The 12,448-nt window shown below is 48.1% G+C and carries 15 protein-coding genes and 1 riboswitch; of the genes, 10 read left to right on the top strand and 5 right to left on the bottom strand.

Annotated elements, in window-relative coordinates; all coding sequences use genetic code 11:
- Nucleotides 1-11: 11 nt before the first annotated feature.
- Genes EL268_RS10360 through EL268_RS10375 form a run of 4 tightly spaced genes read left to right on the top strand, consistent with a single transcriptional unit; the run spans nucleotide 12 to nucleotide 3,688 of the window.
- Complete coding sequence (locus tag EL268_RS10360; RefSeq protein WP_106653654.1) at nucleotides 12-605, top strand: nitroreductase family protein; 594 nt, start codon at nucleotides 12-14, stop codon at nucleotides 603-605.
- Nucleotides 580-1,617, top strand: a complete 1,038-nt coding sequence (locus EL268_RS10365) for a FecCD family ABC transporter permease (protein WP_106653653.1) — start codon at nucleotides 580-582, stop codon at nucleotides 1,615-1,617. The genes EL268_RS10360 and EL268_RS10365 overlap by 26 nt, the downstream gene beginning before the upstream one ends.
- Nucleotides 1,617-2,642: a FecCD family ABC transporter permease gene (locus EL268_RS10370; protein ID WP_106653652.1), complete on the top strand. Its 1,026-nt coding sequence runs from the start codon at nucleotides 1,617-1,619 to the stop codon at nucleotides 2,640-2,642. The genes EL268_RS10365 and EL268_RS10370 overlap by 1 nt, the downstream gene beginning before the upstream one ends.
- Nucleotides 2,643-2,686: 44 nt before the next feature.
- Nucleotides 2,687-3,688, top strand: a complete 1,002-nt coding sequence (locus tag EL268_RS10375) for an ABC transporter substrate-binding protein (protein ID WP_106653651.1) — start codon at nucleotides 2,687-2,689, stop codon at nucleotides 3,686-3,688.
- A gap of 7 nt (nucleotides 3,689-3,695) precedes the next feature.
- Here the strand turns inward: EL268_RS10375 and EL268_RS33845 are convergent, their stop codons facing one another.
- Nucleotides 3,696-3,860, bottom strand: coding sequence for a GrpB family protein (locus EL268_RS33845; RefSeq protein ID WP_307724128.1), 165 nt, complete (start codon nucleotides 3,858-3,860; stop codon nucleotides 3,696-3,698).
- Nucleotides 3,818-4,003, bottom strand: a complete 186-nt coding sequence (locus EL268_RS33850) for a hypothetical protein (RefSeq protein WP_307724129.1) — start codon at nucleotides 4,001-4,003, stop codon at nucleotides 3,818-3,820. The genes EL268_RS33845 and EL268_RS33850 overlap by 43 nt, the downstream gene beginning before the upstream one ends.
- 627 nt (nucleotides 4,004-4,630) lie before the next feature.
- Here EL268_RS33850 and EL268_RS10385 point away from each other — a divergent pair.
- The gene (locus tag EL268_RS10385; RefSeq protein ID WP_106653650.1) at nucleotides 4,631-5,227 is read left to right on the top strand and encodes a PepSY domain-containing protein; all 597 of its coding nucleotides are present in this window, start codon (nucleotides 4,631-4,633) and stop codon (nucleotides 5,225-5,227) included.
- A 30-nt stretch (nucleotides 5,228-5,257) separates the two neighbouring features.
- Here EL268_RS10385 and EL268_RS10390 read toward each other — a convergent pair whose 3' ends face one another.
- The gene (locus EL268_RS10390) at nucleotides 5,258-6,031 is read right to left on the bottom strand and encodes a metallophosphoesterase family protein (RefSeq protein WP_106653649.1); all 774 of its coding nucleotides are present in this window, start codon (nucleotides 6,029-6,031) and stop codon (nucleotides 5,258-5,260) included.
- 143 nt (nucleotides 6,032-6,174) lie between these two features.
- On the opposite strand from EL268_RS10390, the gene EL268_RS10395 reads away from it, so the two are divergent.
- Nucleotides 6,175-7,107 carry a manganese-dependent inorganic pyrophosphatase gene (locus EL268_RS10395; RefSeq protein WP_106653648.1) on the top strand — a complete coding sequence of 311 codons (933 nt, stop codon included), beginning with the start codon at nucleotides 6,175-6,177 and terminating at the stop codon, nucleotides 7,105-7,107.
- Between the two features lie 50 nt (nucleotides 7,108-7,157).
- On the opposite strand, the gene EL268_RS32730 is transcribed toward EL268_RS10395, so the two are convergent.
- On the bottom strand, nucleotides 7,158-7,328 hold the full coding sequence (locus tag EL268_RS32730) for a hypothetical protein (RefSeq protein WP_164724456.1): 171 nt from the start codon (nucleotides 7,326-7,328) through the stop codon (nucleotides 7,158-7,160).
- Nucleotides 7,329-7,465: 137 nt separating this feature from the next.
- On the opposite strand from EL268_RS32730, the gene EL268_RS10400 reads away from it, so the two are divergent.
- On the top strand, nucleotides 7,466-8,224 hold the full coding sequence (locus EL268_RS10400; RefSeq protein ID WP_106653647.1) for a MerR family transcriptional regulator: 759 nt from the start codon (nucleotides 7,466-7,468) through the stop codon (nucleotides 8,222-8,224).
- Nucleotides 8,225-8,276: 52 nt separating this feature from the next.
- Here the strand turns inward: EL268_RS10400 and EL268_RS10405 are convergent, their stop codons facing one another.
- On the bottom strand, nucleotides 8,277-8,855 hold the full coding sequence (locus EL268_RS10405; RefSeq protein ID WP_106653646.1) for a pyridoxamine 5'-phosphate oxidase family protein: 579 nt from the start codon (nucleotides 8,853-8,855) through the stop codon (nucleotides 8,277-8,279).
- A 156-nt stretch (nucleotides 8,856-9,011) separates the two neighbouring features.
- On the opposite strand from EL268_RS10405, the gene EL268_RS10410 reads away from it, so the two are divergent.
- From EL268_RS10410 to EL268_RS10420, 3 genes are all read left to right on the top strand, one after another.
- Complete coding sequence (locus EL268_RS10410; RefSeq protein WP_106653645.1) at nucleotides 9,012-9,959, top strand: MBL fold metallo-hydrolase; 948 nt, start codon at nucleotides 9,012-9,014, stop codon at nucleotides 9,957-9,959.
- A 148-nt stretch (nucleotides 9,960-10,107) separates the two neighbouring features.
- Nucleotides 10,108-10,257, top strand: a riboswitch (cobalamin riboswitch).
- Nucleotides 10,258-10,413: 156 nt separating this feature from the next.
- Nucleotides 10,414-11,409 (top strand): ABC transporter substrate-binding protein, encoded by a 996-nt coding sequence (locus tag EL268_RS10415; protein ID WP_106653644.1) that lies wholly within the window; start codon nucleotides 10,414-10,416, stop codon nucleotides 11,407-11,409.
- A 1-nt stretch (nucleotide 11,410) separates the two neighbouring features.
- Nucleotides 11,411-12,448: a FecCD family ABC transporter permease gene (locus EL268_RS10420; protein ID WP_106653643.1), complete on the top strand. Its 1,038-nt coding sequence runs from the start codon at nucleotides 11,411-11,413 to the stop codon at nucleotides 12,446-12,448.

Consider the following 12,448-nt stretch of genomic DNA (forward strand, 5'->3'; position numbering starts at 1 on the left):
GAGGGAACGAGATGGAGTCATCCTTGTATCCGATTGCACAAGCGATCCGTGACCGCAGAACCATAAAGAAATTCAAGCCGGACCCGATTCCACTGGAATTGATTCGTGAGTTGCTGGATGTAGCTGTCTGGGCACCTAACCACGGACTACGCGAGCCTTGGCGATTCATCCTTTACATGGAAGAAGGGAAGCGGGTAGTCGTCGATGCCATTCTTCAAAACGCCATGAAAAAAAGAGATCCGGAATTGCTTTTACGCGTCCCGGCATATCTTTTGGTTATCGTAAATGAAGACTCTCGGCAAAGAGAACGGGAAGAGGACTATGCGGCAGCCTGCACGTTGATTCAAAACTTTCAGCTAGCGGCGTGGGAGCGGGGATTGGGCGTCGTTTGGAAAACGGAACCGTTCACGTATCAAGCAGGATTTTTGCAAGCGGTAGGGGTACGTACGGAGGAAAAACTCGTAGGAATGCTTCAGCTTGGCTTTCCGGAGGTCATCCCGGAAGCACGAGCGAGAACGGCTGCAAATGACAAGCTGACCGTGATTCATTCGAACGTTGCTCTGGAGGATAAGAAGGGAAATGTCACTGTCACAGCCGATCACTAAAAATGCTTCGCTTCGAACCAGGCCGTGGATGGCAACGGTGTTGATTGTTGCGGGGATTTGCGCCATCCTTTTCGGGCTAGGTTCATCCATTATCACGGGAGTGGCGAATATCTCGTTTGCCACCGTTTGGAACTCGATTTTTCACTATGATTCTACCAACGAGCACCACGTCATTATTCAAACACTGCGTATGCCGCGTGCTTTGGCAGGAGCGCTGGTGGGAGCTGCTTTTGCCGTAGCGGGAGCCATCATGCAAGGGGTTACGAGAAATCCGATTGCGGATACGGGCTTGATGGGCATTAATGCAGGGGCTGGATTCGTACTTGTACTCGTTTTTGCTTTAGCACCTGGACTCCCTTTTGAGTCTATTATTCTCTTCTCTTTTATCGGAGCAGGTGTGGGGGTAGGGCTTGTTTATGGACTGGCCTATTTTTCCAAAAACGGTTTGACACCTTTACGACTCGCGTTGGCGGGAGCAGTCGTTAGCTCGCTCATCTCAGGGATCAGTCAGGCGATTTCCCTGTTGTTTCAGATCAACTACGATTTGGCTTTCTGGTCAGCAGGGGGGATCTCAACAGCGGAGTGGTTTCAAGTATCCGTCATGATGCCATGGATTGCAGGAGGAATCATTGTGGCCATGATCCTTTCTCGCTCCATTACCATTTTGAGTCTGGGAGAAGAGATTGCAGCGGGACTCGGACAAAAGACCAAGCTGGTGAAGGGTTTGGCGGCGGTTGTCGTCATGGTGCTGGCGGGTGCTTCAGTCTCAACAGTTGGCGGAGTTGGGTTTGTCGGTCTCGTTGTCCCACACATCGTCCGTTTTCTGGTCGGGGTTGATTACCGCTGGATTATTCCTTGCTCGGCAGTCATGGGAGGCGTTTTGGTTGTTTTTGCAGACATCGGAGCCAAAATGATAGCGATGCCCTACGAGACACCGCTTGGCGCCATTATCGCTGTTATCGGGGTCCCCTTCTTCCTGTACCTGGCACGTAAGGAAAGGAGGGAGTGGTAGTGGACATCGATCTATTTTCCCAAAAAAGAAAAAGCCGCAGTGTCCGACTGATCCTTCTTTTCACGGTACTTTTGCTTGTCGGGTTTGTCTTGAGTTTGAACACGGGACCTTATAGCATTGGGCCCTATGAGGTGTTCCAAACACTGCTGGGAGAGGGTTCAAAAAAGCAGAATCTCGTGCTGTTTGAGCTGCGGCTTCCTCGCATGGTGATTGCGCTCATGATTGGGGCTGGGCTTGCTGTATCGGGAGCGATCCTGCAAGGAATCTCTCGCAATGGCCTGTCTGACCCCGGCATTCTTGGAATCAGTTCAGGTGCTGGACTGGCCGTATTGTTGTTCGTTTCCTTATATCCCGCGACGAACATGGCACCGCCTTTTTTGATGCCGTTTCTCGCGCTCATCGGTGCGACTGCCACAGCAGCCATAATTTATCTGCTGGCATACAAGAAGGGGCATGGCATTTCTCCTACCCGTCTCTTGCTTACAGGGATTGCAGTAGGGGCGGGACTTAGCGCCGTCAGCATTATTTTGACACTTCAGTTGAATCCGCGAAACCTCGAGTTTGTCGTCACTTGGCAAATGGGATCGTTGTGGGGTTCCAATTGGAAGTTCGTGCTGGCACTTTTGCCTTGGATGGTGATCCTGCTGCCGTACGTGTATCGGAAGGCAAATGTGCTGAACCTGCTCAGTATGAATGAACAAATTGCAGCAAGCCTGGGCGTATCTCTTCAACGAGAGCGACTAGCTTTGATGGCGGGTGCGGTTGGATTGGCTGCGTCGAGTGTAGCGACAGGCGGAGGCATAGGGTTTATCGGTTTGCTTGGCCCGCATATCGCGCGCAGATTGGTCGGACCCCAGCATCAATACATGCTGCCTATTACGGCGCTCGTCGGTTCATTGCTCGTATTGACTGGAGATACGATAGGGCGAAGCATTATGCCGGCTACAGAAGTACCGGCGGGTATTGTTATTTCCCTCATTGGGGGGCCTTACTTTCTGTACTTGTTGATCCGGACAAAAGGGTAAAACACGTTTGAAATCAGGAGATGAATAAAAGGAGTTCAATCGATATGAAAAAGAAATTATCAGGCATTCTGTCCGTAATCTTAGCCACAGCCGTCGTGGCGGGGTGCGGAGCAGGACAGGCGACTACAGACACAAACGCTACCAATAAAGCGCAAACGGCTGAGGCGGGAGCAGCACAACCCGCTGCAAAAGGGACAGGGGAGTCTGTCTATCCGCGAACCATCAAGCATACGATGGGGGAAGTCACACTAAAGAAAAAGCCGGAGCGTGTCGCTTCTGTTGATATCATGGGAACAGATTACTTCCTCGTGCTAGATTTTGCTCCGATTGTATCGGAAGGCTTTGATTCGACGAAAAGCAAGTCACCCATTTTTGCGAAGTATGCGGAAGGAAAAACGGTGAAGGATCTGGGTGGAAAAACGAATTTGGAGACTTTGTTGGAGATGGACCCAGAGGTTATTGTTATGACAAGCACCGGAAAAGGCTCCAGATTTGAGGAATTCAACAAAATGGCTGATTCCATTGTCATTGATTTCTCAGTGGATGCCCCCACCCGCCTCATGAAAATCGCTGAAGTAATCGGTAAAGAAGAAAAGGCGAAGCAAGTTTTGGCCGATTTTGATAAGCTGAAAAGCGAAGCAAAAGCAGCAGCCGACAAGCATAAAGGAGAAACTGCGCTATTCCTCGTTTCCAATGGTAAGGATTTTACGGTGATGCATCCCAAAAACTTCCCGATTTACTATGAGGAAGTGGGATTAACACCGATAGCAGGATTGCCCGAGGATGGCAAAATTGGGGGGCGTATCGGAATCGAGGCGTTGAGTGAGCTCGCTCCCGATCATATCTTTATTGCGGAGAACCGCCGTTCAGCAAAAGCAGAGGAGCCAGAAGGGTTGATTCATATCTGGAAGGATCATCCTGTCTGGAAAAACCTCAAAGCAGTGAAAAACAACCAGGTTTACACGATGGATACACTCGCGGGCGATACGTTCTTCCTGGGAGAAATCGCTGGATTGGAAGCCATTAAGAACAATCTCGGAAAATAGAAATTTACTACTGCTCATTCTGAGAATATTTCCATACAAGCGCCTTTTGCTCCAGTGCTTTTGCAAGTGAATCTTTCCCTTTTACATAACCGCCAGAATCATAGGGGAATCGTTTGGCCAGCTCTGCCTTCACATCGCCGTAATGCTTGGCTTCATCAGGATGAGCACGCAAGTAGTCGCGAAAAGCCAGATGGCGGTCAATAGCTGGAGGATCTCAACGATTTCGTCACCGAAAATCCTTTGCAACAACAGCGCCTCGTCTCTAAACAATGCCGCCCATTGTGCTTCGTAAGGACGTACTTCCATTTTTCGCATCCTGCTGTCACTCCTTTTTCACATGAAAAGCACTCTACAAGATTAGTAGAGTGCCTTTTTTCATTTCCGATTGCCCGAATCCGTATAGGCGTAAGAGATAGCTTGGGTTGCTTGTGCAGTCAATTGGATACGTGCTGGGTTTTTCACTTCCAAGGTCATAACGGACATGACGACCGTTTGCATGGTGACGAGAAAATAGATTCAAAAAAAGATGGTTTTCAAAAGTGGTGATTCCACGGGAAAATCGTTTCTCCTTCTCATTTACGAAAAAATAGAAAGTAGCTAGAAACGATATGTATTACACTGCCATTCACGCTCTCTTTCGTATGTCATCGAGTCGACTGTTGTCCTCTCGATTGCTTTTATTATACGGATAAAAGTGGAAAGCACGCAAAAGCGCGGACGTTTCATTTGCGTCGATTTACAGCCGGAATGGATCGTTTTTGCCCGTAGAAAACACTCGCTCTTTTTGTTAATCGTTGTGGCTCACCGGCAATCATGAATTCTGTGAGAGGTCTCCTCTATTTTCTCATCAATTTCTAATCTTTCTCTTTTTTTTCCTTCATCTATCCTTTTTATGATAAAGGAGATCAAACAAAACCGGTCGAAAAAAAGGAGCGAGATCATATGAAAAAAGTAGTCATGACCATGGTAGGAGCACTGATTGTAGGAAGCCTCAGCGTAACAGCCTTTGCACATAGCAACCAATATTACAACGTACCTCAAAAGAACACTGTTACCGTGTACCTGCAAATTGACGATGATGTGAAACACAACTGGGCGAAGCTCGTAGGCATTACGCCTGAAAAAGCACTGAAAAAAGTTCGGGATGCACAGTCTGGTATCATTACCGAATGGAAGCTGGATGAAGAGGACGGTTTCCTCGTATACAAAGCAGAGATCAAAAACAAGCATCAAGAGATTGATGTGTACGTCGACGCAATGACTGGCGAGCTGTGGCAAACAGTCGACCATGATGACGACGATGATCATGACGACGACAACGACGATCATTGGAAAAACCAACAGGTGAAAATCAGTGTCGAGCAAGCGAAAAAAATCGCTTTGGCAAAAGTGAAAGGAAACATCAAATCCATTAAGCTGGATGAAGACGATAATCACTATGTGTATGATGTAGAAGTGAAAACGGCTAAAGGACAGGAAGTAGATTTGGAGATTTCCGCTACGACAGGTGCTGTACTGGATGTAGACTGGGACGATTAATTGAATCAGCCATATTTCTCAGCCGCCCCTTTACGATGTAGAGGGGCGGTTTTTTTGTGCCATGGCTTCCAAAAATGCCATCGCTTCTTGAGCAGAAGGGATCTTTCTGACATTCTCATCGGCAAACTGCTGGGCTCGCGGATAGCTCGTTGAGGCGATTTGTTTTGCGGCAACCTCTACGTCATACGGTGTAAAGCGATGCTCATAGCTGTCGCCATCAAGCAGTAACCAGTACGCACCTGGTTTGTTCGCAAACGGCATGCCCACGCTTCCAGCATTTAAAATACGTAGATCGCCAAGACGACGTTCAAATTGGACATGCGTATGACCGCAGAGGATTGTTCGTTGCGACGTCCCCTGAAAGTAAGCGGCCACGACTTCATCAGGTGTGAGTGGGGTGAAAATATCTTCATCATTGGTGGGAATGGCGTGGCAGAATAGCACGTCCTCGAAATTTTCTCGTTGTAGCGTGTAGGTAAGTGGGAGTTGTGCGAGGAAATCACGATGAGAGCGGCTCAATTGCTCCGCAACCCATGACGTGATTTCTCGAACAGAATCAGACATTTCCGGACGCTGAGCCTCACCGTCAAATGTGAGGAGTACTTCACGATCACCATTGCCACGTATGAATTGTACAGGTGTATCCAATTGGAAGAGCATTTCAAGAGTTTGGACGGGCATCGGGCCTGAGATGATATCACCCCCGATGACAATAAGATCAGGCCTCACAACTTCGAGTTCTGCCAAAGTTGCATGTAGTGCAGGTACATTCCCGTGAATGTCATACAAAGCTGCCACTCTCATTTTACTTCGCCTCCCATTTATTTCCGAATGATCTTCAAAACCTTATTTCCAACGACCGAGTTTGAACCTATAATGTATCTTGGGCATATCCTCTAAGCTATGGTATAATTTTGACGCCAAATTACGATGAAGGAGTATGGATGATGGAAAAAAAATTAATCTTCGGTCATAAAAATCCAGACACAGATTCCATTTGTTCAGCGCTTGTGTACGCTGACTTGAAAACAAAACTAGGCGCGAATGTAGAGCCTGTACGTCTGGGTGTAATCAGCAGCGAAACCGCATTTGTGTTGAATTACTTCCAAGTAAAAGAGCCGCGCCTCGTAGAAACAGTGGCGAATGAAGTTAATGAAGTCATCCTTGTAGACCACAACGAGCGCCAACAAAGCGCGAATGACATTGAGCAAGTGCAAGTGGTAGAAGTGATTGACCATCACCGTATTGCGAACTTTGAGACGAGCAATCCTCTCTACTTCCGTGCCGAGCCGGTAGGATGCACCACAACCATTTTGAAGAAAATGTACAAAGAAAATGGCGTAGACATTCCAAAAGATATGGCGGGCTTGATGCTTTCTGCCATCATTTCGGATACGTTGCTGTTGAAATCCCCAACTTGCACGGAGCAAGATGTAGCAGCTGCTCATGAGCTGGCTGAAATCGCGGGTGTCAATCTGGAAGCATACGGTCTGGAAATGCTCAAAGCGGGGGCAGACTTGAGCGACAAAACAATCGCACAACTGCTCACACTGGATGCAAAAGAGTTCCAAATGGGCAATGCGAAAGTAGAAATCGCGCAAGTAAATGCAGTGGATGTAAATGATGTACTCGCACGACAAGGCGAATTGGAAGCAGCTATGAATGCAAACATCGCTGAAAAAGGTTTGGACCTGTTCGTGTTTGTCGTAACGGATATCTTGAACAACGACTCTGTTGCGATCGCTCTCGGCAGCGCAACACAAGCAGTGGAAAAAGCGTACCAAGTAACATTGGTGGACAACAAAGCTGTTCTGAAGGGCGTTGTCTCCCGCAAAAAACAAATCGTACCGGTATTGACCGATACGTTCCAAGCTCTGTAAAAAAGAAAGTTGGCTGCCATGCACACGATGCGGGCAGCCATTTTTTATTTTTACATGCCTTGGGTAGGATTGTTGTGCATTTGGAACAAGGTTTGCTGGGCGTAAGCATCGTCAGAGTAATGGGTGATGGCATGTTTGTCTCTTGCTTTGAGACTGAGCAGCCCTGTCAATCCCCAGCCAGCACCGAGCATGGCTACAATGAAGCCGATGACATAGAGCATCGCATAACCTCCTTTGTAATGTCCTTCCTATATTTTAACAAATAATAAAAATAGAGTAACGCCAATTTTTTTATGAATTTGTGTTTGACATTGACGGTCCGTAAATGTGTACGATCAATTTGTCAGGAGGAATGAACATGGAATATACGGTGCAAAAGCTAGGACTCCTGGCGGGTGTCAGCACCCGGACGCTCCGATACTACGATGAAATTGACCTTCTCAAGCCGGCGAGAATCAATTCGTCAAGGTATCGCATTTACGGACAGCAAGAGGTTGATCGATTGCAGCAAATCCTTTTTTACCGCGAGTTGGGTGTGAGCTTGGAGGAAATCAAGGAGATCCTGGATTCACCAACCTTTGATGCTGACCGGGCACTGCGGGAGCACCGCGAGAAGCTCCTGGAAAGGCGAGCGCAGTTGGATGCGTTAATCGCCAATGTCGATTTGACATTAGCACAAAGAGAGGGGACCAAAACGATGAGTGACAAACAAAAATTCGAAGGCTTCAAGCAAAAGTTGATTGACGACAACGAGGCACAATACGGAGATGAAATTCGCGCAAAATATGGCAGTGACCAGATTGACAAATCCAATCAGAAAATCAAAGGAATGACCGAGCAGGAGTACGCTGCACTTGAGCAGTTGAATGAAGAACTGCATGAAACGTTGGCACAGGCTTTTGCGACGGGAGATCCTGCTCATGAGCTTGCGCAAAAAGCAGCGGATCTTCACCGTCAATGGCTGAGCTTTTATTGGGACAGCTACAGCAAAGAAGCTCACGCAGGTGTTGCCCAGATGTACGTCGATGACCCGCGCTTTACCGCATACTATGACAAGGAGCAGCCTGGTGTTGCCGAGTTTCTCCGAGATGCAGTGGTCATTTATACGAGCAAGTAAAGAGGGTTTAAAAAAGAAGCTGCGAGCAAGGCAGCTTCTTTGCGTTTTACGCTTAGTTATCCCCACCTACTGCGGGAAAAAGCTTTTGTCCCAATGGTGTTGGCAATCCATCCATGCTGACTACGTTGTTTTCCTTTTGATAAGCAAGCAGTTCCTGCTCGTCTTTTGCCAGGGTCCATTTCTGAAGGGTGTCGCGTTCTTTTGAAAAGGAATAGAAGGGGATAGCCCAGCCGCAAGAAGTCTTTACTTCCTGTATGTTTACGGTAATGATTTGACGAGCACCGGGCAGAACCGGGAAGTCTTTTACGAGCTCATCCCACCGAGGCGTATCTGGGAGAATAACCGTTCCTTTGCCGAATAGGCGCATGATGAGAGGGGGGCCTTCAAATGCACAGAACATGATCGTAATCCTGCCATTTTCCTGCAGATGAGCGCTGGTTTCGTTTCCACTTCCAGTCAGGTCCAAATAGGCGACCTCATTAGGCGATAATATGCGAAAAGAATCGTACCCTTTTGGTGAAAGATTCACGTGACCATCTGTGTCCATAGGAGCAGAGGCAACAAAGAACATCTGTTGCTTCTTGATAAACGCCTCATGCTCAGGTCGTAATTCAGAAAAAAGCTTACCCATTTTTACACCCCTCCAGGTAATGGAATTGTTTTTGCTACCCTCATACTACGATAAAAATATGAAGATTTTGTGTGTTTATCCTCAATGCGTCCAGAATAGATGGTAAAGTGTAAATATTCGGTCAATGCATTGCTTTTGAAAAGGAGGAGTATTTACATGCAATCAACACAGCCAATCGACTTAGGGGAACGCATCCATTTAATAGACGGTTTCGATATGGGCTGGGCAGAACGTACGGGGACATATGTGATCGCAGAAGAGGAGCTCACATTGGTAGAAACAGGTCCAAGCCCCTCCGTCCCGTATATCAAGGCCGGTCTCGCCAAGCTCGGTTATTCGGCGGAACAAGTAAAATACATCATCGTCACGCACATTCACTTGGATCATGCAGGAGGGGCCGGACTGTTTCTGAAGGATTGTCCAAACGCAAAGATCGTCGTCCATCCGAAAGGTGCACGCCATCTCGTAGATCCGAGCCGACTGATCACAGGCGCGAGAGCGGTTTATCATGATGATTTTGATCGATTGTTTGATCCGATTGAGGCTGTTCCTGAGGAGCGGATTTTGATTCGTGGGGACGGGGATACACTAAAGATTGGAGAGAATTGCGTGTTGGAGTTTCTGGATTCGCCAGGGCATGCCAATCATCACTTCAGCATCTACGATCCCGTAAGCCGCGGCATGTTCACAGGTGATACGGCAGGTGTGCTCTATCCACAGCTTAAAAAGGATGGTGTACACCTCGTGCTGCCATCTACTTCGCCGAATCAGTTTGACCCGGATGCCATGTTAGCGTCTGTAAGCCGCTTTGAAGCACGCAAGCTAAGTCGCATTTACTTTGGTCATTTTGGGATGTCAGAGCAGGTAGACGACGTGTACCGCCAATTACGTGAGTGGCTCCCTGTGTTTCTAGTAGAAGGAGAATTAAGCCTTGCAGCTGGACAAACATATGACGAGCCGTCTCGCAAGTTATTGGAACGAGTCTCGGATCATCTACAGTCACAAGGCATCAGTGGTGACCACGAAGTTTTCGAAGTACTCAAGCTCGATTTACAGGTATGCTCCATGGGCATTCTGGATTATTTGTACAAACGAGGGAAATAGCCTGCCAAAAGCTTTACATTTGCCTGAACCTTTTGTTCAGGCGTTTTTCATTTTTAGGAGGCAAGAGTGTATTGGCTTAGGTGTTTGTCATTCTTTTTTCATCCAAGGAATGCTATGATGTAGGATGAGTCATGGACTGTGACAAATTCAATCGTAACAGCAAATAGGTGCCTCGTCTTTTTGACAAAAAGATCGGGTGAAAAGGGAAGTCGGTGAAAATCCGACGCGGTCCCGCCACTGTAAATCGGCTTGTTTCTCAGCCGTAAGCCAGGAGACCTGCCTGTTTGTTTTCGTGCCTGTTGCCTTCGCGGAAAGGATCGGCCTATTTCAGGGAGCAGACCATCCTGGCAGTTTGCCCTGAGGTACCGACCTATTGTTTTCCGAATGGAAGCAAGGGTCGCTTTTTTTATTGGAAGGAACAGTCAATCAGACATGAAGAAAGGAAGTTCTACATATGAAACGTTCATTGCGATTCATGATCCCACTACTAGTTGCGGCTAGCCTCGCAGGTTGTGCGGGTAACGATAACAGCCAGCCAGCACCTGGTGGACAAACAAGTACACCGCAGACAGCACCGCAAGAGAACACGGCCGAGCAGCCTGCAAAACAAACATCGTATCCATTGACAGTCACGGATGCGACAGGAAAAGAAGTAACCTTTGCAAAAGCTCCTGAGCGAATCGTCTCGACATCCCCTGCCGAAACAGAGATTTTGTTCGCATTAGGCTTGGAAGATCGGATCGTAGCTGTTTCAGACTATGACGATTATCCGGAAGCGGCGAAGGCAAAACCGAAAATTGGCGGAGTCGTCAAACCGAATGAAGAAGCCATTCTCGCTCAAACGCCGGATATGGTCATCGGTGGAATTTCGATGGAAAAGCCAGTGGCTGACAAGCTCAAATCTCTCGGAATGCCGGTCTATATTACCCATCCAACAAAGATGGACGACATCCTAAACAACATCTTGACGATGGGAGTTATCACCAACACACAGGACCAAGCTGAAAAAGTCGTCGCGCAAATGAAGAAGGACATCGCGTACGTTCAGGAAGCAGTGAAAAATGTAAAACCGGAAGAGAAGAAAAAGGTCTACCTGGAATTTTCTCCAGGCTGGACAGTCGGAAAAGGCAAATTCATGGACGAACTCATCACGCTGGCTGGGGCGACAAACATTGCTTCTGACACCCAGGGCTGGAATCCGATCAGTGAGGAAAAGATTTTGCAAAACGACCCGGACGTTATTTTGTACGCGAGCGGAATTACCGATGAAAAGACTGGCGTCAAGCTGGAGGATATGATCGCGAATCGCAATGGCTGGGATAAAATGAAGGCGATTCGTGAAAAACAAATTTTTGGCATGGACCAAAATATTTTGTCCCGTCCCGGTCCGCGTATTACACAAGGCTTGATCGAGGTAGCCAAGGCAATTTACCCTGACTTGGTGAAATAAAATGAAGAAGCGACTTTTCATATGGGGAGGGGTCAGCTGTCTCGTCCTGCTGGCATCGATAGTCATCAGCATCTCGATGGGGGCGGCCCACCTCCCCATTTCGCAAGTATGGCTCATCCTGCTTCATCAAATCCCGGGTTTGTCTGAATGGATCACCGCAACGTGGCCCGAGTCTTCTGAGCAAATCGTCATGAAGGTTCGTTTTCCACGGGTTGTATTGGCTGTCTTGATTGGCGCCTGCTTGTCACTTGCGGGGGCGGGCTTTCAGGGAGTTTTGCGCAATCCGCTCGCAGATCCGTTTACGATGGGCGTGGCATCGGGTTCTGCTGTCGGAGCAGCCTTCTTGATCCTTTTTGGCTTGCAAATCAGTTTTCTGGGTGCGTGGAGCACACCTGTTGTCGCCTTTCTTACAGGATTGCTCAGTTTATTGATCGTACTCGGACTCGCAAACACGCAAGGAAAGCTGCAGACGGAGACCCTGATTTTGTCTGGTGTCGTGGTGCAGGCTTTTCTCGGCTCGCTCGTTTCCTTTATGGTATCGCTATCCGATCAGACGGTGAATGAGATTGTGTTCTGGCTGATGGGCAGCCTGTCATTTCGCGGCTGGGCCTTTACGTACGTCTTGATTCCGTACTTGGTCATAGGTGGAATGGTGCTGGTGAGCTATGCGCGCTCCTTGAACCTATTTGCATTGGGAGAGAGGCAGGCTGCGCATCTCGGCGTCCATGTGGATCGAACGAAGCTCGTGGTTCTGGTCGTTTCGACTCTCCTGACTGCAGCGGCAGTTTCTATCGCGGGTATTATCGGGTTCGTTGGCTTGGTGGTACCGCATCTCGTCCGATTGCTGGTTGGTCCTGACCATCGTATTTTACTGCCGATGGCTGCGATCTGCGGTGGTATTTATGTACTGTGGGCCGACACTCTAGCCAGAATGCTGCTGAGTCCAACGGAAATCCCGCTCGGTGTCGTGACAGCATTTCTGGGAGCACCATTTTTCGCTTATTTATTGAAGCAAAATAAACGCTTTAGGAAGAGGTAA

Source organism: Brevibacillus brevis, assembly GCF_900637055.1.
Lineage (GTDB): Bacteria > Bacillota > Bacilli > Brevibacillales > Brevibacillaceae > Brevibacillus > Brevibacillus brevis.